This window comes from Nocardioides alkalitolerans (genome assembly GCA_038184435.1).
GTDB classification, from domain to species: Bacteria; Actinomycetota; Actinomycetes; order Propionibacteriales; family Nocardioidaceae; genus Nocardioides; species Nocardioides alkalitolerans_A.
The window spans coordinates 870,146-896,257 of sequence record CP116227.1 but is presented as its reverse complement, the minus strand read 5'-3'; the positions used below and the strand labels follow the sequence as shown (position 1 = coordinate 896,257).

The window sequence follows — 26,112 nt, the reverse complement described above, 5'->3', positions numbered from 1 at the left end:
CTGGTGACGACGGTAGACGCACGTGGAAATTCCCCGGCCGCCGCCCCCGATCACCACGACCACCACGACGCCGGGTCGGGCTGCGGCCCCTCCGGGACCGCGACCGGAGGGGTCTCGGCGGGGTGGGTCTCGAGCAGGGTGGCGCGCGCGAGGGCGCCGCTCCCGAACCGCTGGCGCACCCGGTCGGCCGCCTCGTCGGTGTGGCGCCACCCCCGCTCCGGGTCGTCGAGCGCCAACTGCTCGGCGTGTCCCGCGGAGTCCCGCAGGCCGGAGAGGCGCACCCCGACGAGCCGTACGGCGCGGCTCGGGTCCCGCAGGTCGTCGAGGAGCCGCACGGCGACGGCGTGGACGTCCCGCGTCGTCGCCGTCGGCTCCGGCAGGGTGCGCGCCCGGGACACGGTCGTGAAGTCGGGGTAGCGCACCCGGACCGTGACCACGGCGGCCACCAGGCCGGCCCGCCGGGCTCGGGCCGTCACGCCGAGCGTCAGGCCGAGGAGGACGCCGTGGAGCTCGTCGAGGTCACCCACGTCCCGGGCCAGCGTGCGGTCGGAGCCGATGGAGCGCTGCCGCTCCTGCGGCCGGAAGGCCGCGTGGAGCCGCCCTCCCTCCGCCCCCCGCAGCAGGGCGTGGACCTGGGCGCCCCCGGCCCGGCCGAGCGTGGCCTGCAGCAGCTCGAGCGGGAGCCGCCGGGCGTCGGCGACCGTGGTGACGCCCATGCGTTCCAGACGGGCACGCGTGGAGGGGCCGACCCCCCACAGCTCCCCCACGTCGAGCGGGTCGAGGAAGGCACGCACCTCGGCGGGCGGCACGACGACGAGACCGTCCGGCTTGGCGCGCCGGGAGGCGAGCTTGGCGACGCTGCGGGTCGCGGCCACGCCCACGGAGCACGTGATGCCGACCCGCTCGACGACCCGTGCACGCACCGTCTCGCCGAGGGCCCGAGGCGTTCCCGTGCGCCGGGCACCGCCCACGTGGAGGAAGGCCTCCTCCTGCGAGAGCGGCTCCACCTGCGGGGTGACGGTCGCGAACGCCTCGAACACCGCGGCCGACGCGTCGGCGAAGGCCGCGAAGTCGGGGGGCACCACCACGAGCTCGGGGCAGCGCCGTCGGGCCTGCGCCGTCGGCGTCCCCGAGGCGATCCCCCGTCGACGGGCGGGGTAGGTGGCGCACAGGATGACGCCGCGTTCGCCCCCGCCGGCGACGACCACGGGCAGTCCCGCGAGCTCCGGTCGTCCGCGCAGCACCACGGACGCGTAGAACGCATCCATGTCGACGTGCAGCACGGGGCAGTCCTCGCTGCCGTCGCTCACCGGGTCACCCCCGGCGAGGGGGCCTCAGCGCCGGGCGACCACGTGCAGCTGGCTCGCCAGGGGCTGCAGCTCGGGTCGCTGGGCCGCCGCGCGCTCGAGCTCCACGAGCGCCTGCGAGGATCCCGGCTCGGCGTCGAGCAGCGCGCCGGGCACGAGGTCGGCGAACACCCGCACGCCGTGGACCGAGACCGTCCGCAACCCGGCGTCGTCGAGCAGCTGCTCGAGCTCCGCGCGGGCGAACCGTCGTCCCGTGCGACCCGCCGGTCCCGCGGTCGCGTCGTCGAGCAGCTCCCGCGCCGCGACGAACTGGCCGGCCATCGCGCGGGCGAGCACCGCGGCGTACCGCTGCGCCACGACGAGGCTGAGGTGCCCACCCGGGCGGAGCACCCCGGCCAGGGCACCGAGCGCCTCCGCGGCGTCGCCGACGATCTCGAGGACCCCGTGGCAGAGGAGGAGGTCGACGGAGCCGGCGGGGACGACGTCGCCCAGGTCGCCGAGGTCGCCCTGGACACCCTCGATCCGGTCCCCCACGCCGGCCTCGGTGGCCCGGCGGTGAAGCGAGGCGAGGGCGTCGGGACTCGGGTCGACCACCACGACCCGGTGACCGAGCCCGGCGAGGCGGACCGCGTGACCGCCGGTGCCGCCACCGACGTCCACGACCGACATCTGGGGATCGACGAGCAGCGGATCGATGGCGTCGCGCACCACCGCACCCCGAGCGGCCTCGCGACGCTCCCCCGGACGCTCTGCTGGACGCGCTGCACCGAGCGGCTCTGGCGACATGCGGCCCACCCTAGTGACCCACCAGCCACCGGACCGACCTCCCCTCCGCGCACCTCGACCCCGATCGAACGCGTGTTCGATCGAGGTCGAGGTTACGTCACGCCCCGGTCCGCGCGCCACCGCGCCGGCCGCGGCTGGGGACGACGGGCGGCGACGGGCGGCGACGGGCGGTCAGCCCCAGATCTCGTCGGCCCAGGCCGGGTTGTCGATGAACGGGTTGCGGTTGCCCTGGAACTGGGACTGGATGAGGTCGTTGCGCCTCTCCTCGAACGCGTCCGGCGGGTCCTCGGCGTTCCACTGCAGCAGCACCGAGACCCGACCCATGTTCGGCGCCGAACCGTTGCCGACCCGGTCGTTCACCTCGAGGTCGGCGAAGCCGTCGCCACCCTCGTAGCGCACCGACATGTAGAAGATCATGCGCGCCACGTCGCCCTTGACCTCGTCGCGCGGCTCCCACGAGTCGCCGTCGGCGTAGTTGCCCGGCGCCTCGTCGTTCTCCGTGCCGCCCTCGTCGAAGTCGAGGTTGCCGCGGTCGGAGTTGACCGTGACGTCCTCCGGGCGCAGGTGGTGCAGGTCGGTGCCGGGGCCGGTCGCCGTGCCGAAGTCGCCGTGGGACTTCGCCCAGACGTGCTCCCGGTTCCACTGGTCGACGCCGCCGCCGTTGTCGCTCTTCGGCAGCGACAGCCCGCTGTAGAGCGTGAGCACGCGCGAGGAGTCGGACGGGTCCTCGTCCGTGACCTTGAGCGCGTTCCAGACCTGCGCGTAGGAGAGCGCGTCGACGTCGGTCGAGATGATGTCGTGCAGGGCCGACTCGAGGGCCGGACCGCTGAGCCCGGCGGCGTCGTCGTAGTAGCCGGCGGGTGCGCCGGCGCTCGTCGAGCCGCTGACGGCGGTCGAGCCACTGACAGAGGTCGAGCCGCTGACGGCGGTGGCGCCCGCGGACGTCGGCGGCGTGTCGGCGGTCGCCGACGGCGCCGCCTGTGTCGCGCCGAGCCCGAGGGCGAGGGAAAGGGAGAGCACGAGCGTCGTCGGACGACGACGCTTCCCGAGAACGTGCTGCATGGATCCAGAGCTCCGAATGGTCGGGGAGCCGTGACGGCTCCGTTGAGGCGACCCCGGGCGGACCCCGGAGTCCACCCGGCACCCTAGGCCGTGCGAGCGTCGGCCGGTCGGCCGTGGAACGACACGTTTCGGCGACGGCCTCGCGACGATCCGGGGAAGGTCAGGCGACGCCCGTGCCGCCCTCGGGGGTGGAGACGCCCTCGACGATCTCCGACCACGAGTGCGGGATCAGACCGAGCTCGGCCTCGACGACCGCGAGGAACCGGTCGGCCTCGCCGACCAGCTCGTCGGCCTCGTCCTGCGTCGTCGCGCGCGTGGAACCGGCCTGCGCAGCCGCGTAGGTGCCGGCGCCCGACGCGAAGAAGGCCGCCCAGTCGGACAGCTCCGGCACCGCCTCGCGCAGCAGGACCCACGCGTTGCGCGACCGCCGGCGGGCGCCGGGCGCGGGGACCGTCCGCGCCGCCAGCAGCGCTGCGGCGGCACGCAGGGCGGCGACGTGGGCACACGCGTAGCGCGTCGTCGCGTCGGGCGCGAGCAACGCCTCGCGGAGCGAGGTCGCCGACCGCGTCAGGTAGGCGTGGGTGGCCGCCGGCAGGACCAGCCCGTCGGGGCGGGCGCCGGGAACCGCGCTGCGTCGCGGGTCGCCGTGCTGCGTCATCGAGGTCTCCTCGGTGGGGGACGTGCTGTCCCCACGGACACTAGGGAGACCCACTGACAGTCCTGGCGCGTCGAGCGCGCCGGCGGTCAGTCCTCGTCGATGACGCGCGCCCAGTGACCGCTGTGGGCGTTCTGGAAGTAGCGCCGGTTGGCCGGGTGCCACAGGAGCAGGAGGGTGAGCCCGTGGAGGGCCACGGAGACCGCCGCGAGGAGCATGAGCAGCACCGGCGTGCCCGGCGTGGTGCCCAGCACCAGCTGCACGACGGCGCTCATGCCCACGAGCGCCGTGAGGGTGTAGAGCGCCCACCGGGCGCCGACGCGCACCATCGCGACGAGCACCAGGGCGAGGGGGACGTAGGTCGCGAGCATCGTCAGCGCCACGCGGAAGAACCCGAACGGCGCGAACGAGGACTCCCGCACCGCGGCGATCGTCTGGCCCGTCGCGGCGGCGTGGGCCGTGATGGAGGCGTCGCGCAGCGTGTCCTGGAGGAAGTAGGTGACCACGGTCGCGACCGTCATGACGAGCATCTGCGCCAGTGCGGCCCGCAGCGCGAGACCCACCATCGGCGGCACCGGCGCGGCCGTGGTGGCCCGCTCCTCGGTCGCCGACGCTCCCCCATCGATCGCCATGCTCGTCACCGTTCTCCCCGTCCTCCGCGCACACCGCCCCTGCGGCGCCCCTGGTGCTTTCCATTTCGTTACCCGACGTAAACGTCGATGCTACCGAGAAGTCGACCCACTCCCGGGGTCGGCGACGGTGGGCCCCGCCACACCCCGGATCGGCCCCTCTACGATGACGCGCGTGCCCAGCCCCGCCTCGTCCGCTCCACCCGCCGGAGCCCGCTGATGGCGGAGGTCGTGGTCGTCGGCGGTGGCTACGGGGGGCTGGCGAGCGCCGCGCGGCTCGCCAAGCAGGGCCACGCGGTCACCCTCGTCGAGGCCGGCGCACGGCTCGGCGGCGCTCTCGAGCGCGTCAGGCGGGACGACTTCGCCTGGGACGCCGGCCCGAGCAGCACCCTGCTGCCGGCGGTCGTGCGCGACCTGTTCCGCAAGACCGGGCGGCCCCTGGAGCGGGAGCTGACGCTGGAGCACCGTGACCTGGTGCGGGAGCACCGCTTCGCCGACGGCTCGTCGCTGCGGCTCCCCGGCAGCTCGCGCGAGGCCCAGCAGGCCGCGGTCGACGACCTGTCCCCCGGGCTCGGCGCCCACTGGCTGGCCCACGTCGCGGCGTACGCGGAGACCTGGGAGGTGCTCCGGCGCGAGCACCTCGAGCGCCCCTGGCTGCCCGCCCTCGCCGATCGCGCCACCCGCGCCGTGCTGTTCCCCCGCGAGTCGCTCGCCCGCCGGACCCGCCGCTCGTTCCGCGACCGCCGGCTGCGGCAGGTGGCGACCTGGGCCGCCGTGGCCGAGGGTCACGACCCCCGCCAGGTGCCGGCGTGGGTGGGGGTGACGGCCTACCTCGAGCAGCGCTTCGGGGTCTGGACCGTCGCGCCCGCCGACGGCGGGATGGCGGCCCTCGCCGACGCCCTCGAGCGGCGGCTCGCCACCCGACGGGTCGACGTCGTCCGCGACACCCGCGTCCTCGACCTGGAGGTGCGCGCCGGTCGCGTCGCCGGCGTGCGCACCGCCGCCGGGACGATCGACGCCGACATGGTCGTCTGCGCGATCGACCCGCGCCGCCTCCCGACCCTCGCTCCCCACGTCGCCCGCACCCTGCCCGCACTGCCGGCACCGGTCGCCCACCTGGGGCTCGAGGCCGACGGTCTCCCGGACCTCCCCGAGGAGACCGTGGTGCACGGCAAGGACGTGGCCTTCTCGATCACGACCGGCGGCACCGCCCCCGACGGCGCCCGCGCCTGGACCGTGCGCGGCCGTGGCCGGCTCCACGAGGACGTGGTCGAGGCCCTGGCGCGCCTGGGCGGCGACCTGGACCTGCGCCGCCGGATCGTCCGCCGCGTCGACCGCACTCCGCGCGAGCAGGTGGAGACGTGGGGCGGCACGCCGTGGGGCGTGCAGTGGCAGGGTCGCGGCACCGTGACCGCGCGCATCGGTCCGACCACGCCCGTCCCGGGGGTGTACGCCGCGGGGGCGCACGCCGCTCCGGGCGCCGGTCTCCCGTTCGTCGGGCTGTCGGCCGCCCTCGTCGCCCAGGCCGTCGGCCCGGCCGAGCGCTCCCGCGGATAGGACCCGCGACGAGCCCGTCGAGCGCGCCCCGTCAGGCCGCGATGCGCAGCGCCGCGAAGATGTCGCGCGTCGCCCGCGAGCGGTTCAGCGTGTAGAAGTGCAGCCCCGGCGCGCCGCCCGCGAGCAGCGCGTCGCACAGCTCGGTGGCCAGCTCGACGCCGATGCGGCGCACCTCGGCGGGCTCCGTGACGCCGTCGAAGCGGGCCATCACCTCGGCCGGCACCTCGCAGCCCGACAGCTCCGCCATCCGCCGCACCGACGCCAGGTTGGTGATCGGCATGATGCCCGGGAGGATCGGGATGTCGGCGCCCGCGGCCCGCGTGCGCTCGACGAGCGCGAAGTAGTCGTCCGGCCGGAAGAACAGCTGGCTGACGGCGAAGTCCGCACCCGCGGCAGCCTTCGCGGCCAGCACGCGGGCGTCGTGCTCCACGCTCTCCGAGCCCGGGTGCCGCTCGGGGAACGCGGCCACGCCGATGCCGAACCGCCCCGGCGTGCCGAGCCGGCCGTCCAGCGACCGGGCGAGCTCGACGAGCTCCACCGCGTGGTGCAGCCCGCCCTCCGTGGGCGTCCAGGGCGCCGAGGGGCCCTCCGCCGGGTCGCCCCGCAGCGCCAGCACGTCGTGGACACCGGCCGCGGCGTACGCCCGGAGCACCTCGACCAGCTCCTCCCGCGTGTGGCCGACGCACGTGAGGTGGCCCATGGCGCGCAGCGTCGTCTCGCGGGCGATCCGACCCGTCATGCCGATCGTGCGGTCGCGGGTGGAGCCACCCGCGCCGTACGTGACCGAGACGAACGTCGGCTGGTAGGGCTGCAGCTCGTGCAGCGCCGTCCACAGCTGCTCCTCGCCGGCGGCGTCCTTGGGCGGGAAGAACTCGAAGGAGAAGGAGCGGTCGCCGCGGCGCAGCAGCTCACCGATGCTGGGCCGACCGGGCTCGCTGGGCTGGCTGGCGCCGGGCGTCCGGTCGCCGGGCAGGTCGTCGCTCACGATCACCGATCCTAGGTCGCGCCGCACGTCGGGACCGGAGGCGTCCACCAGCCGGTAGGCCTCGCCGCCCATGACCTAGGGTCGAGGCGTGCTTCCCGAGACCCTCGACGTCGCCCGGTTCGACCTCGCGGGGGCGATCGCCGACGCGCTCGAGGAGTTCCTCGACGAGCAGGCCGAGCGCCTCGCCCCCCTGGGCCCCGACGCGGCCGCGCTGCTCGCGGAGGCCAGGGTCACCGTCAGCGGTGGCAAGCGGCTGCGCGGGCGGTTCTGCTTCTGGGGCTACCTGGCGGTGCGCCCCGACCCCACGCCGGAGGAGGTCCGCGCGGTCGTGCGGGCCGCTGCGGCGCTCGAGGTGCTGCAGGCGAGCGCGCTCGTGCACGACGACCTCATGGACGCCTCCGACACCCGCCGCGGCCGGCCCGCGACCCACCGCGCGTTCGAGGTGCGGCACCGGGAGGCAGGGTGGACCGGAGGGGCGGAGCAGTACGGCGCGGCCGCCGCCATCCTGCTCGGCGACCTGCTGCTCAGCTGGGCCGACGAGCTCCTGCGGCGGTGCGGGCTGCCGTTGGCGTCCGTGGCGCCCGCCCTCGAGGTGTTCGACCTCTGCCGCAGCGAGGTCGTGAGCGGCCAGTTCCTCGACGTGTCGGTGCAGGCGCGCGGCCGGGCCGACGTCGCGGAGGCGATGCGGGTGCTGCGCTACAAGTCGGCGAAGTACTCCGTCGAGCGACCGCTCCACGTCGGCGCTGCCCTGGCCGGCGGCGACGCCGCCCAGCTGCAGGCGCTGACCGACTTCGGCCTGCCGCTCGGCGAGGCCTTCCAGCTGCGCGACGACCAGCTCGGGGTCTTCGGCGAGCCCGCGACCACGGGCAAGCCCGCCGGCGACGACCTCGTGGAGGGCAAGCGGACCGTGCTCGTCGCGCTGGCCCTCGACGCCCTGCCGCCCGACGAGGCGGCCGCCCTCGATGCCGCGCTCGGCACGCCGCTCGACGCCGCCGAGGTGGACCGCCTGCGGGGGCTGTTCCGCACCAGCGGTGCCGAGGCGGCCGTCGAGGACCTCATCGCGGGGCTGACGACCACCGCGCTCGAGGCCCTCGCCGCCGCCCGCTTCCCGGCCGCCGCCACCGCGGCGCTCGAGGCGCTCGCGGTGGCGGCCACGCGCCGTACGTCGTGAGCGTCAGTTCAGGGCCTGGGCGCGCCGCTTGACCTCGGCGCCGCGGTTCTCCACGAGCGCGTCGACGGGACGACCCGGCAGCTCGGCGTCGGTGTAGAGCCACTCGATGATCTCGCGGTGGTCGAACCCGTGGTCGGTCATCATCACCGTCAGGCCGGCGAGCCCCTTGAGGAGCTCCCCGTCCTGGACGAACAGCGCCGGCACCTGCTGCCCGGCCCCGGGTGACGGCACGGCCGCCGGCAGCTGGTTCTCGCGGATGAGCGTGCGCACGCGGGACACGCTCACGCCCAGCCGGCGCGCGGTCTCGGCCCAGTCGATCCAGTCACCCACCAGCGCCCCGAGGTCGGGCGCTCCCGTCGTCTCGCTCATGCGGCCCATCGTCTCAGGTCGCCCGGCCACGACGAACACGCCGGTCGGCCGCGGCGGCACCGGTCGGGGGCGGGGCGTTCCGTATCCTGACCTGCAGTGCCCCGCCGGACGCGGCGTCGGCCACGACGACGACGAGGACCATCGTGCTGCCCGACGAGCCACCCGCCTCCCGGGGTCCCGGCGGCCCCGCAGGGGTCGGTCCGGACCTCGCGGGGCGCGTGCTCGACGGTCGGTACCGCATCGCCGAGCTGGTGGCCCGGGGCGGCATGGCGAGCGTGTACGTCGCGACCGACCTCCGGCTCGACCGCACGGTCGCCGTCAAGGTCATGCACCCCTCGCTCGGCGACCCCGTCACGGGCAACGAGAGCTTCGCGCAGCGCTTCGTGCGGGAGGCGCGCGCCGCGGCACGCCTGTCCCACCCCAACGTGGTGGCGGTCCACGACCAGGGCAGCGACGCCGGCCTGACGTTCCTCGTCATGGAGTACGTGCCCGGCAGCACGCTGCGCGACGTCATCCGCGACCGCGCGCCGCTCAGCCCCGCCCGGGCGCTCGCGCTGCTGGAGCCCGTCGTCGCGGCCGTCACCGCCGCGCACCGTGCCGGGATCGTGCACCGCGACGTCAAGCCCGAGAACGTGCTCATCGCCGACGACGGACGCGTCAAGGTCGCCGACTTCGGCCTCGCCCGGGCGGTCGACGCGGACTCCCACCACACGACCACCGGCGGCGTCCTCATCGGCACGGTGTCCTACCTGGCGCCCGAGCTGGTCGTGGACGGCACGGCGGACGCCCGTGCCGACGTCTACGCCCTGGGCGTGGTGCTGCACGAGCTGTTGACCGGGCAGAAGCCGCACCAGGGCGAGACGCCGATCCAGATCGCCTACAAGCACGTGCACGCCGACGTCCCCCCGCCGTCCCGGCTGGTGCCCGGGCTGCCGCGGTACGTCGACGCCCTCGTCGCGCGGGCCACCGCCCGCGACCGCTCGCAGCGGCCCGCGGACGCCGGTGTGCTGCTCCACCACGTCCGCCGGGTGCAGCAGGCGCTCAACGAGGGCGTCACCCGCGACGACGACCTCGTCGCCGACCTGCTCCCCCGGCCCACCACGCCCGACGACACCGACACGTCGCCGGAGCCCTTCGACGCCGCCGACCTGGCGTCGCTGCGCGGCGACGGCTTCGCCGAGGCCGAGCTGTACCCCGCGCTCGCCCAGGCCTCCTCCCCCGTGCCCGACGACGGTGCCACCGCGGTGCGCCGCCGCCCACCGGGTGCGCTCCCCCCGCCGGCGACCCCGCCGGCGACCCCGCCGAGCGACCTGACCAGCCGCCTCTTCCTGGGACCGGAGGGGGACGACGCCGGTGACGAGGACGACGCCGCGGACGACGCGGACGCCGCCCTCGCCGCGCGCCGCGCCTCGCGTCGCCGTGCCCGGCTGCTGGGGTCCGTGGTCATCGTGCTCGCCCTCGTCGGCGGCCTGGCCTTCTACTTCCTGTCGTGGCGCTACGTGCCCGCACCCCGCCTGCTCGACCTCACCCAGGCCGAGGCGACCGAGCGGGCGGAGGCCGACGGCTTCGACGTCGAGGTGGGCCCGGCCGGGTACTCCGAGACGGTCGCCGCCGGCCTCGTCATGGCGACCGACCCCGAGGGCGGCGAGGAGATCGTCCGCGGCGGCACGATCACGCTCACCGTCTCCCGCGGACCGGAGCGGTACGCCGTGCCCTCGCTCCGCGGTCGCACCGCCGACGAGGCCCGCGAGGCGCTGGAGAGCACGAACCTCGCGTACGCCGAGGCCGAGCCCCAGTACGACGAGGAGGTGCCCGAGGGCGCGGTGATCGCGACCGATCCCGCCCAGGGCACCGTGGTGCGGCCGGACGAGACCGTGACGGTGGTGCTCAGCCTCGGACGCCGCCCCATCCCGGTCGAGGACTTCACGGGCCGCTCCCGCGAGGAGGCCGAGGCCGCGCTCACCACCGGCGACCCGGAGATCCAGGGCGACGAGCTGCAGGTCAGCGTGACGGAGGAGTTCTCCGACACCGTGCCCGCGGGCACGGTGATCAGCCAGGACCCGACGAGCGGCACCCTCAACCTGGGCGACACCGTGACGCTCGTCGTGTCGAAGGGACCCGAGCTCGTCACCATCCCCGACGGGCTCGTCGGCGGCCGCATCGAGGACGTCCGCGGGCAGCTCGAGGGCCTCGGCCTCGTCGTCGACGAGCAGGGCCTCATCGGCAGCGACGGACCCCGGATCGGCTACGTCACCGGCGTCAGCCCGGGCAGCGGCGAGCAGGTGCGCCGCGGCACCACGGTGACGCTGACCGTGCTCTGACGCGGGCCACGCCCTAGACTCGCGCCCCATGCGCAACCCGGTCGGAACCCACGTGCCCGTGGGCAGGAACCTCCGTGACGGCGCCCTCCGCACGGCCCAGGAGCTCGGCTGCGAGGCCGTCCAGGTCTTCGTCGGCAACCCGCGGGGCTGGTCCCTCACCCCGGGCGACCCCCGTGTCGACGCCGGTTTCGCCGACGGCGCCCGCGACGCGGGCCTCCGCACGTTCGTCCACACGCCGTACCTGGTGAACCTCGGCTCGCCCACCCCCGCGACGTACGAGCGCTCGGTGGCCGTCGTCGCCCACAACCTGGAGCGGGCGGCCCGCATCGGCGCCGAGGGCGTCGTCGTGCACACGGGCTCGTTCGTGGAGATGGACCCGGAGCGGGCCGACGAGCGGTACGCCGCGGCCCTGCGCCAGGTGCGCGAGGGGCTGATGCCCGTGCTCGACGCGCTCGGCGAGGACGGCCCGTGGCTGCTCCTCGAGCCCACCGCCGGCCAGGGCCGGTCGCTCTGCGCGGGCGTGGACGACCTGCCGGCCTACCTCGACGCCGTCGACCGGCACCCGCGTGTCGGGGTCTGCCTCGACACCTGCCACGTGTTCGCGGCCGGCGCCCCGCTCGACGAGCCGGGCGGCGCGACCGCCACCCTCGACCGCCTCGTCGAGGTCGCGGGCGAGGGCCGCCTGCGGCTCGTCCACGCCAACGACTCGCTCGACGTGCGCGGCTCGCTGCGCGACCGCCACGAGAAGATCGGCCAGGGCCACATCGGGCTGGGCGCGTTCGAGGAGCTCTTCCGCCACCCCGCGACCGAGGGAGTGCCGTTCGTGCTGGAGACCCCGGGGTCCCGGGACGCCGACGACCCCGACCTCCCGCTCCTCAAGAAGCTGCGCGAGGCCGCCGCCGAGCCGGAGGGCGACGGGTGAGCGTCTGCGCCGGCTGCGGCGGGGCCGTGAACGGCGGGCGTTTCTGCGGGCACTGCGGCCGTCCGGTCGACCCCGGCACCGGCACCGGCACGAACAGCAGCACGACCGGCACCAACGCTCGCATCCCCCGCGTCGAGGCGCCGCTCGCGGTGCCGGGCACCGCGGATCCCACGACGACCGACGAGACGCCCACCGCGCCGGGGACCGAGGCGCCGCCCGTGGCCTGGACCCCGGGCGGGCACGGCGACGGTCCGCGCTTCCCGCTCTACGCCGACGAGGTCGCGCCCCCCGCGGCCCCCGCGGCCCCCGCGGAGCCCGCGCCGCGGCAGCAGCGACCCTCCCGGGCCCTCCCCGTGCTGGTCGTCCTCCTGGCGGTGCTCCTCGTGGGGGTCGTCGTGGGCGGCAGCATCATGCTGGCCCGCGACACCGACCCCACGCGGTCGTCCGAGGCCGGGGAGGCCGGCGATCCCGGTGACGCCGGCGGGTCGGACGGGCCCGGTGCCGAGGCGCCCGACGCCCAGGAGGCCACCCCCGACCTCGACGTGCCCGAACCGCGCGCCATCACCGACCTCGCGACCGCAGCGGCGTCGCGCACCGCCCCGCCCGGCACGAGCCTCGACGGCAGCCGGGTGGAGTACGGCGCGGACAACCTGGTCGACGGCGACACCAGCACCACCTGGCGGGTCGAGGGCGACGGCACCGGCGAGGTGCTGACCTTCTCGTTCGGCGAGGAGGTGGCCGTGACGACCGTCGGCCTCGTCAACGGCTACGACAAGGTCGACACCGACCCCGACGGCGGCGAGGTGGACTGGTACGTCCGCAACCGCCACGTCACCCAGGTGCGCTGGACGTTCGACGACGGCCGGGTGCTCGAGCAGGACCTGTCCGACGACCGCGCCATGCAGACGGTGACGATCCCGGCCGCCCGCACGTCGACGGTCCAGCTGGAGATCGTCGCGGTCTCCGGTCACGGCGGCGCCGACCGCACCCCGATCAGCGAGGTCGAGCTCGACGGCGCACCGGTGGCCGAGCTCGACTGACGGCCCGGCTGACGGCCCGACCGGCGGCCCAGGTCAGCGGGGCAGCGCGGCCAGCACGCGCGCGGCGCGCTCGGCGTCGTCGCGCGTCACGTCCAGGTGCGTGACGAGGCGCACCGTGGTGCGGCCCAGCGCGGACACCCGCACGCCCTCGGCGGCCGCCGCCGCGACGTACGCTGCCGCGTCGCCGACCTCCCGCACCACGATGTTGGTCGCGACCCCGGCGGGGTCGACGTCCCACGCCTCGGCGAGCAGCCGGGCGTGCTCGTGGTCGTCCGCGAGCCGCTCGACGTGGTGCTCCAGGGCGTGGAGCCCCGCCGCAGCCAGCACGCCCACCTGGCGCATGCCCCCGCCCATCCGCTTGCGCCAGACGCGGCTCTCGGCCACGGCGTCGGCGCTGCCGACGACGAGGGAGCCGACCGGCGCGCCGAGCCCCTTGGACAGGCAGACGGCCGCGACGTCGACGAGCGCGCCGTACGTCGCGAGCGGCACGCCCGTCGCCACGTGGGCGTTCCAGAGGCGCGCGCCGTCGAGGTGGATCCGGACCCCGTGGGCGTCGGCGAACGCGCGCAGCGCCTCGAGGTCGGCGAGCGGCGCGACGGTGCCGCCCGCGAAGTTGTGGGTGTTCTCGATCGCGACGGCGCGCGTGGCGACGAAGAAGGGGCCGAGGTCGGGGGCGAAGAGGTCCTCGACCGCGGCCAGGTCCACGCCCCCGCGGGGGTCGCTCCACGTGCGCATCGTCAGGCCCGTGTAGGCCGCGTGGGCTCCCAGCTCGGCCCGCGCGATGTGGGCCCGCGCCTCGCAGAGCACCTCCTCGCCCACGCCGACGAGCGTACGGAGCGCCAGCACGTTCGCCATCGAGCCGGTCGGGCAGAAGAGCGCGGCCTCGTGGCCCAGCAGCGCGGCAACGCGCTCCTCGAGCGCCCGGACGGTGGGGTCCTCGCCGTACACGTCGTCGCCGACCTCCGCGTCCGCCATGGCGCGGCGCATCGCGGGGGTCGGCGACGTCAGGGTGTCGGAGCGGAGGTCGACCGGCCGGGCGGTCGCCCCCGTCATGCCCCGGCGGGAGCGGCGGTGGGCGTCGCGCGCAGCATCTCGGCGACGTGGAACGCCAGCTCGAGCGACTGGACGCGGTTGAGACGCGGGTCGACGACCGACTCGTAGCGGTGCGCGAGACCGTGCTCGTCGATCTCCTCGCCGCCGCCGACGATCTCGGTGACGTCGTCGCCGGTCATCTCGACCATCATGCCGCCGGGCACGGTGCCGAGCGCGCGGTGCACCTCGAAGAAGCCGCGGATCTCGTCGAGCACGTCGTCGAAGCGCCGCGTCTTGTAGCCCGTCGACGCCTCGAAGGTGTTGCCGTGCATCGGGTCGCTGACCCAGGCCACCTGCACGCCCTCGGCGGTGACCTTCTCGACCAGCTGCGGCAGGCCGTCGCGCACCTTCGCCGCACCGAAGCGCGTGATGAAGGTGAGGCGTCCGGGCTCGTTGGCCGGGTTGAGCTTCGCCGCCAGGGCGAGCGCGTCGTCGGCGGTCGCCGACGGGCCGAGCTTGCAACCGATGGGGTTGCGGATGTGGCTGAAGTACTCCACGTGCGCGCCGTCGAGCTGGCGGGTGCGCTCACCGATCCAGACCATGTGGCCGGACACGTTGTAGGGCAGCTCCGTGCGCGAGTCGATGCGGGTCAGCGCGTGCTCGTACTCCAGCACCAGCGCCTCGTGGGACGAGTGGAAGTCGACCTTGTGGAACTCGACCGGGTCGGCGCCGATGGCCGCCATGAAGTCGAGCGCGCTCTGGATCTCGCCGGCCAGCGCCTCGTAGCGCTGCCCGACCGGCGAGCTGCGCACGAAGTCGGTGTTCCACTCGCTGACCTGGCGGAGGTCGGCGTACCCGCCCGTCGTGAAGGCGCGCACCAGGTTGAGGGTCGCCGCGGAGGCGTTGTAGACGTCGACGAGGCGCTGCGGGTCGGGGATGCGCGACTCGGGCGTGAACTCGTAGCCGTTGACCGCATCGCCGCGGTACGCCGGCAGCGTCACCCCGTCGCGGGTCTCCAGGTCGGAGGAGCGCGGCTTGGCGTACTGCCCCGCCAGGCGCCCGATCTTCACCACGGGCACCTTCGCGGCGTACGTCAGCACGACGGCCATCTGGAGCAGGACGCGCAGCTTGTTGCGCACGTTCTCCGCCGTCACGCCCGCGAAGGTCTCCGCGCAGTCGCCGCCCTGGAGCAGGAACGCCTCGCCGCGGGCGACGGCGGCGATCTTCGCCGTCAGGTCGTCGCACTCGCCGGCGAACACCAGCGGCGGAGCGGTCCGCAGGGTCGTCACGGCACCCTCGAGGCGCGCGCGGTCGGGATAGGTCGGCTGCTGCGCCGCGCCGAGAGCGTGCAGGGAAGCCAGGTCGGGAATGCTCACCGACCCAGGGTACGACGCGGGGTCCCTCCCCTCCGAACCCGTTTCACCGCCGGGCCGGGCGCGGGCGCCCTGCCCGCCGCGTCAGCCGTCCAGGTCCTCGACGTCCCGGAAGCCCGTGCGCTCCGAGCGCAGCGCCCGGTTGGCGAACCACGTCACGGCCCAGAGCACGACGCCGATGACGAGGAGGGCGCCGCCGATGCGGTACTGGATGTACTGCTCCGGCAGGCGCGCCCAGGGACCGACGAGGTAGGCGCAGGCCACGGCACCGACGACCGGGACGGCCGTGGGCACCCGGAACGCTCCCTCGGGGGTCGGGTCGCGGCGCAGGATGAGCACGCAGACGTTGACGACGGCGAAGACCGCGAGCAGGAGCAGTGCCGTCGTGCCTCCCAGGGCGCTGACGACGCTGGTGTTGTCCGAGAGCCGCACGTAGGTGATGAGGCCCATGGCGATGAGCGTCGTGAAGGCGATCGCTGCCCACGGCGTGCGGCGACCGGGCAGCACGTGCCCGAGGGATCGGGGCAGGACGCCTTGGCGCGCCATGCCGTAGACGAGCCGGCTGGCCATCAGCATGTTGATGAGCGCGGTGTTGACCACCGCGAAGACGGTGAGGAACGGGAAGATCGTGTCGACCGGGATGCCCGGGGCGCCGATGCGCACGACGTCGAGCAGGATGCCGGCGTCGGGGTTCTGCGGGTTCGCGATGTCCTCGATCGGGATGACGAGCACGACGGTCACGGCGACGAGGATGTAGAGCAGCACGCAGATGCCGAGGCCCGTGAGCATCATCCGCGGGAAGATCCGCATCGGGTCCTTGGTCTCCTCGACCATGTTGACCGAGTCCTCGAAGCCGACCATCGCGAAGAAGGCGATGGCAGTCGCGACCGTCACGGCGGCGAACATGTTCCTGTCGCCGTCGGTCTCGAAGACGACGATCCGGCCGAGGTCGCCGTCACCGCTCGCCGCCGCCACCATGCCGATGGCGATGACGATCCCCAGGGCGACCATCGTCACGACGGTCAGCACGACGTTGAACTTCACGCTCTCGCCCACGCCGCGCAGGTTGATGAGACCCAGCACGACGATGATCGCAAGTGCCGTCAGGAGGGTGGCGATCTTCCCGGTGGGAACTCCTCCGAACACCCCGTCGAGGCCCGTCAGCAGGTTGGTGGCGACGAGGCTGGAGGAGGTCGACGCACTCGTGATGCCGGAGCACATGACGGTGAAGGCGACGATGAAGGTCACGAAGTGCACACCGAACGCCTTGTGCACGTAGAGCGCCGCGCCTGCCGCCTCGGGGTACTTCGTCACGAGCTCGAGGTAGGAGCACGCCGTCAGGGTCGCGATGGCGAACGCCACCACGAACGGCAGCCACGCCACACCGCCGACCTGTCCGGCCACGCTTCCCGTGATCGCGAAGATCCCGGCCCCGACGATGTCGCCGATGATGAAGAGGAGCAGCAGCCCCGGGCCGAGCACCCGCTTCAGCTCGGGCTCTCCCTGCTCCGCTGCCTGTCCCGCCGCTGCGGTCGTGCCTGGTTCCGCCATCGCCTGGTCCTCCGTCCGGCTCACCCGAGCGCCCGGCGGACCGACGACGTCGTCGGCCCCGTGGCGCTCCACTCTGCCCCCGCGCGGAGGCCACGTCCACCGACGCGCCGCCGAGCAGCGCCCTTCCCCGCCCGCGCGCGTTTCACGCGCGCACGGCCCGTCGAGTTGGAGGAGAGCCCCGCTCAGGTCCAGCGGCTGAGGTGCCGCCGGGCCTCGTCGCGCTCGGCACGGGCGGCGTCGACGGCCTCGCGCTGCTCGTCGCGGGACTCCTCGGCGTCGGCGAGCTGGTCCTCCACCCGCGCCTGCCGGGTCTCGGCCTCGGCGAGACGCGTGCGCAGCTCCTCGACCCGTGCCTCGGCCTGGAGGGAGCGAGCCTCGAGGTCCTCCACCTCCTCCTCGATCTCCTCCAGCTCGGCCTGCGCGATCCCGAGCGCCTCCTCGGCGGCGGCGAGCGCCTCCTCGGCCTCCTGGCGGCGGCGGTCGTCGGCCCCCGGGTCGTCGGGGACGACCCGCAGGGCCGGGCCGTCCGCCCCTGCGGCGTCCGCGGTATCCGCGGACCCGTCGACCGGTACGGCGACGTGCCCGGTCGCCCCCGGGACCGCCAGCGCGGCGTCGACGTCGACCGGGTCGACCCCGGCCGGCCGCAGCGCGGTGACCAGCAGACCCGTACGCACCGCCTCGCCCGCCCCCGCGTCCAGCATGGCCGCGGTGAGCGTCGCCTCGACCTGCTCGGCGACCGACTCGCTCACCTTCGTGCCGAGCTGCCGGCCGAGCGCGCGGGCGCGGGTGGTGACCGTGGCCGTCAGCTGACGACGCTGCTTGGTGAAGGCGCGGAGGTCGTCGGCCGACAGGGCGTCCTGCGCCTCGCGGAGGGCCGCACCCACCTGCAGCAGCTCGTCGACCCGGTCGGGGTCGTGGCGCACCAGCTGGTCGACGAGCCAGGCGGCGACCGAGGGTCGGCGCAGTGCCTTGACCGCGGCGGCGAGCTCCGGTTCCTCCCGCTTCAGCTCCTTGGCGCGGGCGTCCCGCGCGGGCGTGAAGTCGCCGGGCGCGAGCGCGTAGAGGGCGTCGGCCTCGGCGAGGAGGCGCTCGTCCGGCCCCGCGGCGCCGGGGTCTGCGGCGTCCGCCACCGGTTCAGGCGCTCGCGCGGTCGTCGTCGGGGCCGTCGACGTCGTCGAGACCCTGGGCGATCGCCCACCGCGTCAGCTCGACGCGGTTGTGCAGCTGGAGCTTGCGCAGCGTGTTCTGCACGTGGTTCTGCACCGTGCGGTGCGACAGCACGAGCCGCTCGGCGATCTGCTTGTAGGACATGCCCTTCGCGACGTACCGCAGGATCTCCGTCTCCCGCTCCGTCAGCCGCGGCGTGCCGTCGTCCTCGGCCGCGCCGCTCGACATGCGCCGGAACTCGCCCAGCACGAGACCGGCCAGGCCCGGGGTGAAGACCGTGTCGCCCGCGGCGACCCGCCGCACGGCGGCGATCAGCTCCTCGCGGGACGCCGACTTCACGAGGTAGCCGGTCGCCCCGGCCTTCACCGCCGCCAGCACGTCACCCTGCTCCCCCGACGCCGACAGGATGAGCACGCGCGACGACGGGTCGTGGGCGAGCACCGCGGCCGTCACCTCGTCACCCGCAGGCGCGGGGATCTGCAGGTCCAGCACCACCACCTGCGGGCGCGCCGCCCTGAACCGGTTGATCGCGTCGGTGCCGTTCGCGGCGACCGCGACCACGTCGAACCCGGCGGCCGCCAGGTCACGCTCGACGGCGTCGCGCCACATGGGGTGGTCGTCGACCACCATGACCCGGATGCCGGTGCTCTCGCTGCTCACGTCGTCCTCCCCCGCTGCTCGATCGGTCGGCGACAGCCTGCCACGCGGCCGGCGCCGTCGCCCGGGTCAGTCGTCCCAGCCGGCCCAGAACGCGACGGCCATGTCCACCGGCCGACCGCCGTCCCGGCGCCGCGCGCGCAGCGGGGTCCCCTCCGCGACGTACGCCGCCAGCGCCTCCTCGTGCAGGTGCAGCGGCAGCGTGCCGTCGGCCCGGACGCAGCGCCACCAGCAGACGCCCGCCCCGTCGCGCGAGAGCACGCGGGCGACCCGTCGGGGTCCACCGCCGACGAGGTCGGCGATCGCGCCGTACGTCGTCACCCGGCCCCGCGGGACCGCCTCCACCGCGCGGAGCACGAGCTCGGTGTGGTCGAGCGCGTCCTGCTCCTCGGCGTTGGGGTCGGGATCGCTGGCCATGGGCCCATCATGCAGCGGGCACGCGGCCGGGGCCGCCCGGGCGCGGTACGACGACAGTGCGCACCGGGGAAGGAAAACGCGGACCGAGAGGCCCCCGCCGATCGGCGTGTCGCGGGTCTCGGTCCGCGTTCTCTTTCTCCCAGCCCGGAGCCGGTCCGCGTTTTCTTCCCACGGACCGTCCCGGCCGTCCTGTCGCGCCCCGCGGACTCAGAGCCCGAGGCCGCCGTTGAACTCCTCGGTGCCCGGCACCAGCTGCAGGCCGTCGATGCCCGCGTGCTCCTGCGCGTAGGCCAGCTCGCTCGCGAGGTCGCCCACGCCGTTCGACAGCGGCACCGGCGCGAGCGCCAGCGTGGACAGCGTGCCGAGGGCGTTGCCGTCGGCGTCGAGGAAGCCGGAGCCGGAGTCGCCGGGGACGCCCGGCGTCAGGGTGTAGACGGAGTGCGACCAGCCGCCGCCCGTCTCGCCGAGGCTGATCCCGAACTTCGGCGAGAGCACCTCGACGCCGGCGCGCAGGCTCGAGTTGCCGAAGGAGAAGACCTGCGAGCCCGGCGAGGTGCCCGTGGTGGAGAGCGCCACCGGGCCGCCGAAGAAGGGCACCGACGGGTTGACGTCGCCGGCGTCCGCGGCGTCCACCTTGACCAGGGCGAAGTCGTTGTAGGCGCAGGTGTCCGCGTCGGTCTCGCCCACGGCGTCCATGGCGAGCCAGCTCGAGTAGACGAGCGTGCCGCCGCCGACCCGGGTGCCCTCGCCGAGCAGCGAGCCGCCCTCGACGAAGTCGACGCGCGTGCCGAGCGGGAGGGACCCGGCCTCGCACCCGTCGGTGTCGGTGGCCTCGCCGGTGCCGGCGCAGTGCGCGGCGTACCCGACGTAGGTCGAGCCCGCGGCGTCGGTGAGCACGAAGTTGCCCGTGCACTGGGCACCGTCCGTGTACATCTGCACCCCGGGATGGATGCTGGCGGTGGCGGCGTCCGCCCAGCTCGTGCGCGGGGCGGCCGAGGCCGGCGCGGAGGAGGCGGCGACGACGAGCGACGCGGCGAGCGCACCGGAGAACAGTCCGGCGGCCGCCTGGCGGGCGGTGGGGAGGGGGGTCCGAGAGAGGGTCATGTCGTGAGCAACGACACACCTGCGGACGGAGTTACGCGCGGGTAGCCCCGAGGGGCCACCCGCGCGTCACCGTTGGCGTGCCGGGCGCCGAGGGGTCAGTACGCCGGCTGGCTGGGGTCGATCTGATTCACCCACGCCACGACGCCGCCGCCCACGTGCACGGAGTCGTCGTAGCCGGCGCCCTTGAGCACCGCGAGCGCCTCGGCCGAGCGCACGCCCGACTTGCAGTGCAGGACGACCTGCGTGCCCGAGTCCACCGACGGCAGCTGCTCGAGCGCCGAGCCGTTGAGGAAGTCGCCCTTGGGGATGAGCACGGAGCCGGGGATGCGGTTGATCTCGAACTCGTTGGGCTCGCGCACGTCGACGAGCACGAAGTCGCGGCTGCCCTCCTCGCGCTCCTTGAGCATGTGCTCGAGCTGCACGACGGAGATGGTCGAGCCCGCGGCGGCGTCGGCCGCCTCCTCGGAGACCGCGCCGCAGAACGCGTCGTAGTCGATGAGACCCGTGACGGTCGGGTTCTCGCCGCACAGGGCGCACTTCGGGTCCTTGCGGACGCGGAGCTTGCGGTACTCCATCTCCAGCGCGTCGTAGATCATCAGCTTGCCGACGATGGGCTCACCGGCACCGGTCAGCACCTTGATGGCCTCGTTGACCTGGATCGAGCCGATCGAGGCGCAGAGCACGCCGAGCACGCCGCCCTCGGCGCACGACGGCACCATGCCCGGCGGCGGGGGCTCGGGGTAGAGGCAGCGGTAGCAGGGCGCGTCGGCCGACTCGCCGTTCTCGTCGACCGCGTGCGGCCAGAACACCGACGCCTGGCCGTCGAAGCGGTAGATCGAGCCCCACACGTACGGGATCTTCAGGAAGTACGCCGCGTCGTTGACCATGTAGCGCGTCGCGAAGTTGTCCGTGCCGTCGACGATCAGGTCCCAGCCCTCGAAGACCGAGAGGACGTTGTCGTTGTCGAGGCGCTCCTCGTAGACGACCACGTTCACCAGCGGGTTGATCTCCTGCACGGACTCCTTCGCGGAGACCGCCTTCGGGCGCCCCACGTCGGACTGCCCGTGGATGATCTGGCGCTGCAGGTTGGACTCGTCGACCTCGTCGAACTCGACGATGCCCAGCGTGCCGACGCCGGCCGCCGCCAGGTACATGAGCGCCGGGCTGCCGAGGCCACCGGCACCGATGACCAGCACCTTCGCGTTCTTGAGGCGCTTCTGCCCGGTCATCCCGACGTCCGGGATGATCAGGTGGCGGCTGTAGCGGCGGACCTCGTCGACGGTCAGCTCGTCGGCCGGCTCCACGAGTGCTGGGAAGGACACGGGTTCTCCTCGTCCGGGTGGTGCTTCTGGGTGGGGAACCGACCGGAGGCTGGGCGACCGGTCGGACATCGGGCGTCGATCGGGCAACACCGGGTGCGTCGCCCATGTTCCCGCGCGGCCCCGACAGCGCCGTACCGCTGTCCGTCATCCGGACCGCACCGGCCGGTACGGCGCGCCGCGGCCCGACGCGGCGCGCAGGTGACCGGGCGGTAGGCTCAGCGCCCGCAGCGCAGCGCAGGACGACGAGGAGACACGCACGTGGGCATCGGAGACTTCGCACTCGGGGGCGGGAGCACCCGGCCTCGTGGCAATCGGCTCCCCCGCAAGGAACGTCGTGCACAGCTGCTGGAGTCCGCGCTCGAGGTGTTCGTCGCGCAGGGCTACCACGCGGCGGCCATGGACGACATCGCCGAGCGCGCAGGCGTCTCCAAGCCGGTGCTCTACCAGCACTTCCCCGGCAAGCTCGACCTCTACCTGGCGCTCCTCGACGAGTCGTGCTCCACGGTCATCGCCAGCTGCCGCGACGCCCTGGCCTCGACCCCCGACAACAAGCTGCGCGTCGCCGCGACGGTCAAGGCGTTCTACGACTACGTCGCCCACGACACCGGCGCGTTCCGCCTCGTCTTCGAGTCCGACCTCACCAGCGAGCCGGCCGTGCGCGCCCAGATCGAGCGCGTCACCGCCGACACCGCCGACCTCGTCGCCGAGGTGATCGCCGACGACACCGGGCTGCCGGCCGAGGCCGCCAAGCTGCTCGCGGTGTCGCTCGTGGGAATGGCGCAGGTCAGCGCGCGGTTCTGGCTCGCGGAGGCGCAGGGCATCTCGCTGGACGACGCGGTCGCCCTCGTCTCCGGCCTGGCCTGGCGCGGCATCCGGGGCTACCCGAAGTCGGACGAGGCCCACGCCGCCGAGGCCGGCTCCGCTGGCTGAGGCAGCACCTAGTAGAACGGTCGCAGACCCACGGGATCCGCACGGATCCACCGAGCCCCAGGAGGAACCTCGCATGGAGATCAAGATCGGCATCCAGCACGCGCCCCGCGAGCTCGTCCTCGACACGGACCTGGACGCGGAGGGCGTGACGGCGCTCGTCACCGGCGGCTCCGACGTCCTGACGTTCACGGACACCAAGGGCCGCACGGTGCTCGTCCCGTCGGCGAAGCTCGCCTACGTCGAGATCGGCACCCCGACCGTCGGCACCGTCGGCTTCCGGGGCTGACGGCCCCCACCCCGACCGACGCACGAACGCCCGGCCTCCGCTCTCGCGGGGGCCGGGCGTTCGTCGTACGGCGGTGGTCGGGCGCTAGTGCGCCAGTCCGAGCGTCGTCATGCGGGCCGCGTGCCGCTCGGTCATCCGCGAGAACATCTTGCCGATCGCCACGAGGTCGAGCCCGGGCCGGTCGACCCCGCCCGCGATGAGGGCGGCGAGGGCGTCGCGCTCGGCGGCGACGCGCTGCGCCTGGGTGAGGGCCTCCCCCATGAGCCGGCGACCCCACAGGGCCAGGCGGCCCGACAGCTGCCGGTCGACCGCGAAGGCGGCGCGCAGCCGCTCGACGACGAAGTCGGCGTGCCCCGTGTCGCCGAGGGTCGCGATGACGAGGTCGCGGGTCTCCGGGTCGAGGAAGGCCGCCACCTCCCGGTAGAAGTCGTGGGCGATGCCGTCGCCGACGTACGCCTTCACCAGCCCCTCCCACCAGTCGGAGGGAGCCGTGTGGCGGTGGAAGTCCTCGATCGGCTTGCGGAACGGCGCCATGGCCTCGAACGGGTCGGCCCCGAGCTCCTCCAGGCGCGTGCGGAGCGCCGCGACCTGGTCGAGCTGGCCGGCGGCGAGGGTCGCGAGGGCCACCTTGTCCTCGAGGCTCGGGGCGAGCTTCGCGTCCTCCGCGAGCCGCTCGAAGGCCGAGATCTCGCCGTAGGCGATGGCACCGAGGAGGTCCACCACGGCCGCCCGGTAGGCGGGATCGTCCAGCTCGCTCGACGCCTCGGAGAGGTCCGCCGTGGCGCTTCCCGTCGGGGAGTCGGTCATGGGGCGCAGCCTAGGGGATACACTGGCGTGCGCCGAGCGCAGCCCGCGCTCGCCTCTGCGGCGGAGGAACGACTCCGCCCGTATGTGCGTGGCAGACCTTCCTCGCCTCCCGCCCGACCGACCGCGGCCCCTGCGGGCCCGACCGCGCCGGAGCGTCTCGAACGGGTCGGCCACACCGATCGATCATGAAAGCGACGAGACACTGACCACCACGTTCCGCACGCTCGGCGTGCACCCGCAGATCTGCGACGCGCTCGAGCGCGCCGGCATCACCACCCCGTTCGCCATCCAGGAGATGACCCTCTCGGTCGCCCTGGCCGGCACCGACCTCATCGGCCAGGCCCGCACCGGCACCGGCAAGACGCTCGCGTTCGGCATCCCGGTGCTGCAGCGCTCCGTGGGCCCGCAGGACGAGGGCTACGACGCCCTGCCGGCCGGCAAGCCCCAGGCCCTCGTCGTGGCCCCGACGCGCGAGCTCGCGCTCCAGGTCTCGAACGACCTCAAGCTCGCCGGTTCCGACCGCGGCATCCGCGTGCTGACGGTCTACGGCGGCGTCGGCTACGAGCCGCAGCTCGAGGCCCTCGAGGCCGGTGTCGAGGTCGTCGTCGGCACGCCCGGCCGCCTCCTCGACCTCGCCAACAAGCGGGCGCTCGACCTCTCGCACGTGCGTAGCCTCGTGCTCGACGAGGCCGACGAGATGCTCGACCTCGGCTTCCTGCCCGACGTGGAGAAGCTCCTGTCGAAGACGCCGTCGTCGCGCCAGACGATGCTGTTCTCGGCCACGATGCCGTCCGCCATCGTCGCGCTGGCGCGGATGCACATGCGCTCGCCGATGAACATCCGGGCGGAGTCCTCCTACGAGAACGCGACGGTCCCGGCGACGGCGCAGCACGTCTACCAGGCCCACGACCTCGACAAGCCGGAGATCATCGGCCGGATCCTGCAGGCTGACGACGCCGACAAGGTCATCGTCTTCACCCGCACGAAGCGTCAGGCGCAGCGCGTCGCCGACGACCTCGAGGAGCGCGGCTTCGCGGCCTCCGCCCTGCACGGCGACATGGCCCAGGCGGCCCGCGAGAAGGCGCTCGCCAAGTTCCGCGAGAACAAGCTGCGCGTGCTCGTCGCCACCGACGTCGCCGCCCGCGGCATCGACGTCGCCGGCGTCAGCCACGTCATCAACCACACGTGCCCCGAGGACGACAAGACCTACGTGCACCGCATCGGCCGCACCGGTCGCGCCGGCGCCTCGGGCGTGGCGGTCACGTTCGTCGACTGGGCCGACGTGACGCGGTGGAAGGTCATCAACAAGACCCTCGACCTTCCCTTCGACGAGCCGGTCGAGACCTACTCGACCTCGCCGCACCTCTACACCGAGCTGTCGATCCCGGAGGGCACCAAGGGGCGCATCGCCCCCGAGAAGCCCCGCGAGCCGCGGGAGTCGTCGCGGTCGTCGCGCGAGCCCCGCGAGAAGCGCGACGGCGACCGCCCGTCGCGCAACCGCGACCGGACCCGCACGCGCACCCGCAACGGCGAGCGCCTCGAGGGTGCCGCCTCCCCCACCGCCGCGGCGGTCGAGACGACCGCGGTCGTCGAGGGCGACGGCCCGGCCGACGGCGAGCCGCGCACCGACGGCGCCTCGCGCAACCGTCGCCGGCGCCGCCGCTCGCGCGGTGGTGCCGGTCGCTCCGCCGAGGGCACCGGCGGTGCCGAGGCCGCGGCCGACGCCCCGGCGGCCCCCGCCGGCGCCGAGGGCTGACCCCGCGTCGTACGGCGGGGGCTCGGTGAGCGCCCCACCTCGGCGGTAGTCCCTGACGTTCCGGACCTCTGGATCGATCCAGAAGGTCCGAGACGTCAGGGACTACCGCGTTCCAGGGGCTCCGACCTCAGCGCCGGGCGCGCTCGACGAGGGCGGCGGCGACCTCGCGGTACGCCGCGGCGCCCTTCGTCGAGTTCGCGGTGGCGAGGATCGAGCGGCCCTTGGCCGGGGCCTCGGCGAACCGGATCGTCTTGGGGATCGGCGGCGAGAACACCTCGAGCTCGAACGTCCCGGGGATCGACTCCAGCACCGCCCGGGCGTGGGAGGACCGCCCGTCGTAGAGCGTCGGGAGCACTCCCCACACCGCCAGGCGGCGGTTGGTGAACCGCTTCACGTCGTGGACGGTGTCGAGCAGCTGCGAGACCCCGCGGTGCGAGAGCGTCTCGCACTGCAGCGGGATCACGACACCGTCGGCCGCCGTCAGGGCCGCGACGGTGAGCACCCCCAGCGACGGCGGGCAGTCGAGGAGCACCCAGTCGTGCTCGACCTCGTCGTCGGAGAGCTGCTCGAGCGCGGCCTTGAGCACGTGCTCGCGGCCGGTGCGGGTGAGCAGCTCGGCCTCGGCCCGGGCGAGCTCGATGGTCGCCGGCAGCAGGTCGACGTCGTCCTCGGTGCGGATGATCACCTCACGGGCGTCGAGGCCCTGGGTGAGCACCTGGTGCACGGAGAGCTCGAGGTCCTCGGGGTCGACCCCCAGCGAGAACGTCAGCGAGCCCTGCGGGTCGAGGTCGACGACGAGGACGCGCTGACCCAGCTCGGCGAGCGCCGCGCCGAGGGAGGCGACGGACGTGGTCTTCGCGACGCCGCCCTTCTGGTTCGCGATCGCGAGAACGGTGCCCATGGCGC

At 74.5% G+C, this 26,112-nt stretch carries 25 protein-coding genes; 8 read left to right on the top strand and 17 right to left on the bottom strand.

Features of this window, described 5'->3' with window-relative positions:
* Positions 1–50: 50 nt before the first annotated feature.
* The 5 genes from dinB to PIR53_04360 form a co-directional block, all read right to left on the bottom strand.
* Positions 51–1,310 (bottom strand): DNA polymerase IV, encoded by a 1,260-nt coding sequence (gene dinB, locus PIR53_04380; GenBank protein ID WZH53234.1) that lies wholly within the window; start codon positions 1,308–1,310, stop codon positions 51–53.
* Between the two features lie 24 nt (positions 1,311–1,334).
* A complete protein-coding gene (locus PIR53_04375) occupies positions 1,335–2,093 on the bottom strand; it encodes a methyltransferase domain-containing protein (GenBank protein WZH53233.1) in 759 nt (252 codons plus the stop codon).
* 171 nt (positions 2,094–2,264) lie between these two features.
* Positions 2,265–3,155 (bottom strand): endonuclease, encoded by an 891-nt coding sequence (locus PIR53_04370; GenBank protein WZH53232.1) that lies wholly within the window; start codon positions 3,153–3,155, stop codon positions 2,265–2,267.
* A gap of 160 nt (positions 3,156–3,315) precedes the next feature.
* Positions 3,316–3,813 (bottom strand): SAV_6107 family HEPN domain-containing protein, encoded by a 498-nt coding sequence (locus tag PIR53_04365; GenBank protein ID WZH53231.1) that lies wholly within the window; start codon positions 3,811–3,813, stop codon positions 3,316–3,318.
* Positions 3,814–3,899: 86 nt separating this feature from the next.
* Positions 3,900–4,442, bottom strand: coding sequence for a hypothetical protein (locus PIR53_04360; protein WZH53230.1), 543 nt, complete (start codon positions 4,440–4,442; stop codon positions 3,900–3,902).
* A gap of 216 nt (positions 4,443–4,658) precedes the next feature.
* Between PIR53_04360 and PIR53_04355 the strand changes: the two genes are divergently transcribed.
* Positions 4,659–5,996, top strand: coding sequence for an FAD-dependent oxidoreductase (locus PIR53_04355; protein WZH53229.1), 1,338 nt, complete (start codon positions 4,659–4,661; stop codon positions 5,994–5,996).
* A 31-nt stretch (positions 5,997–6,027) separates the two neighbouring features.
* Here PIR53_04355 and metF read toward each other — a convergent pair whose 3' ends face one another.
* On the bottom strand, positions 6,028–6,981 hold the full coding sequence (gene metF, locus PIR53_04350; GenBank protein ID WZH53228.1) for a methylenetetrahydrofolate reductase [NAD(P)H]: 954 nt from the start codon (positions 6,979–6,981) through the stop codon (positions 6,028–6,030).
* Positions 6,982–7,069: 88 nt separating this feature from the next.
* On the opposite strand from metF, the gene PIR53_04345 reads away from it, so the two are divergent.
* Complete coding sequence (locus PIR53_04345; GenBank protein WZH53227.1) at positions 7,070–8,152, top strand: polyprenyl synthetase family protein; 1,083 nt, start codon at positions 7,070–7,072, stop codon at positions 8,150–8,152.
* A gap of 3 nt (positions 8,153–8,155) precedes the next feature.
* On the opposite strand, the gene PIR53_04340 is transcribed toward PIR53_04345, so the two are convergent.
* Positions 8,156–8,521 carry an Rv2175c family DNA-binding protein gene (locus PIR53_04340; protein ID WZH53226.1) on the bottom strand — a complete coding sequence of 122 codons (366 nt, stop codon included), beginning with the start codon at positions 8,519–8,521 and terminating at the stop codon, positions 8,156–8,158.
* A 143-nt stretch (positions 8,522–8,664) separates the two neighbouring features.
* On the opposite strand from PIR53_04340, the gene pknB reads away from it, so the two are divergent.
* The 3 genes from pknB to PIR53_04325 are packed head-to-tail and all read left to right on the top strand — an operon-like array spanning position 8,665 to position 12,804.
* Entirely contained in the window at positions 8,665–10,842 is a 2,178-nt protein-coding gene (gene pknB / locus PIR53_04335) for a Stk1 family PASTA domain-containing Ser/Thr kinase (GenBank protein WZH53225.1), read from the top strand.
* A gap of 28 nt (positions 10,843–10,870) precedes the next feature.
* Positions 10,871–11,764 carry a deoxyribonuclease IV gene (locus tag PIR53_04330; protein WZH53224.1) on the top strand — a complete coding sequence of 298 codons (894 nt, stop codon included), beginning with the start codon at positions 10,871–10,873 and terminating at the stop codon, positions 11,762–11,764.
* A complete protein-coding gene (locus PIR53_04325) occupies positions 11,761–12,804 on the top strand; it encodes a discoidin domain-containing protein (protein ID WZH53223.1) in 1,044 nt (347 codons plus the stop codon). Before PIR53_04330 ends, PIR53_04325 begins: the two co-directional genes overlap by 4 nt.
* A 33-nt stretch (positions 12,805–12,837) precedes the next feature.
* Here the strand turns inward: PIR53_04325 and PIR53_04320 are convergent, their stop codons facing one another.
* From PIR53_04320 to moeZ, 8 genes are all read right to left on the bottom strand, one after another.
* Positions 12,838–13,857: a GntG family PLP-dependent aldolase gene (locus PIR53_04320; protein WZH53222.1), complete on the bottom strand. Its 1,020-nt coding sequence runs from the start codon at positions 13,855–13,857 to the stop codon at positions 12,838–12,840.
* A complete protein-coding gene (locus PIR53_04315) occupies positions 13,854–15,212 on the bottom strand; it encodes a 3-deoxy-7-phosphoheptulonate synthase class II (GenBank protein ID WZH53221.1) in 1,359 nt (452 codons plus the stop codon). Before PIR53_04315 ends, PIR53_04320 begins: the two co-directional genes overlap by 4 nt.
* 81 nt (positions 15,213–15,293) lie before the next feature.
* Positions 15,294–16,760 (bottom strand): APC family permease, encoded by a 1,467-nt coding sequence (locus PIR53_04310; protein ID WZH53220.1) that lies wholly within the window; start codon positions 16,758–16,760, stop codon positions 15,294–15,296.
* 182 nt (positions 16,761–16,942) lie between these two features.
* Positions 16,943–17,890: a hypothetical protein gene (locus PIR53_04305; protein ID WZH53219.1), complete on the bottom strand. Its 948-nt coding sequence runs from the start codon at positions 17,888–17,890 to the stop codon at positions 16,943–16,945.
* A 4-nt stretch (positions 17,891–17,894) separates the two neighbouring features.
* The gene (locus PIR53_04300; protein ID WZH54397.1) at positions 17,895–18,557 is read right to left on the bottom strand and encodes a response regulator transcription factor; all 663 of its coding nucleotides are present in this window, start codon (positions 18,555–18,557) and stop codon (positions 17,895–17,897) included.
* 96 nt (positions 18,558–18,653) lie between these two features.
* Positions 18,654–19,001, bottom strand: coding sequence for an MGMT family protein (locus tag PIR53_04295; protein WZH53218.1), 348 nt, complete (start codon positions 18,999–19,001; stop codon positions 18,654–18,656).
* A gap of 207 nt (positions 19,002–19,208) precedes the next feature.
* Complete coding sequence (locus PIR53_04290) at positions 19,209–20,105, bottom strand: hypothetical protein (protein WZH53217.1); 897 nt, start codon at positions 20,103–20,105, stop codon at positions 19,209–19,211.
* A gap of 95 nt (positions 20,106–20,200) precedes the next feature.
* Positions 20,201–21,427: an adenylyltransferase/sulfurtransferase MoeZ gene (gene moeZ, locus PIR53_04285; GenBank protein WZH53216.1), complete on the bottom strand. Its 1,227-nt coding sequence runs from the start codon at positions 21,425–21,427 to the stop codon at positions 20,201–20,203.
* A gap of 258 nt (positions 21,428–21,685) precedes the next feature.
* Between moeZ and PIR53_04280 the strand changes: the two genes are divergently transcribed.
* Positions 21,686–22,357: a TetR/AcrR family transcriptional regulator gene (locus PIR53_04280; protein WZH53215.1), complete on the top strand. Its 672-nt coding sequence runs from the start codon at positions 21,686–21,688 to the stop codon at positions 22,355–22,357.
* A gap of 73 nt (positions 22,358–22,430) precedes the next feature.
* Positions 22,431–22,643, top strand: coding sequence for a DUF3107 domain-containing protein (locus tag PIR53_04275; protein WZH53214.1), 213 nt, complete (start codon positions 22,431–22,433; stop codon positions 22,641–22,643).
* 84 nt (positions 22,644–22,727) lie between these two features.
* On the opposite strand, the gene PIR53_04270 is transcribed toward PIR53_04275, so the two are convergent.
* Positions 22,728–23,450: a ferritin-like fold-containing protein gene (locus PIR53_04270; protein WZH53213.1), complete on the bottom strand. Its 723-nt coding sequence runs from the start codon at positions 23,448–23,450 to the stop codon at positions 22,728–22,730.
* A 202-nt stretch (positions 23,451–23,652) separates the two neighbouring features.
* On the opposite strand from PIR53_04270, the gene PIR53_04265 reads away from it, so the two are divergent.
* Positions 23,653–25,206: a DEAD/DEAH box helicase gene (locus tag PIR53_04265; GenBank protein ID WZH54396.1), complete on the top strand. Its 1,554-nt coding sequence runs from the start codon at positions 23,653–23,655 to the stop codon at positions 25,204–25,206.
* A 127-nt stretch (positions 25,207–25,333) separates the two neighbouring features.
* Here PIR53_04265 and PIR53_04260 read toward each other — a convergent pair whose 3' ends face one another.
* On the bottom strand, positions 25,334–26,107 hold the full coding sequence (locus PIR53_04260) for an AAA family ATPase (protein ID WZH53212.1): 774 nt from the start codon (positions 26,105–26,107) through the stop codon (positions 25,334–25,336).
* Positions 26,108–26,112 lie beyond the last annotated feature (5 nt).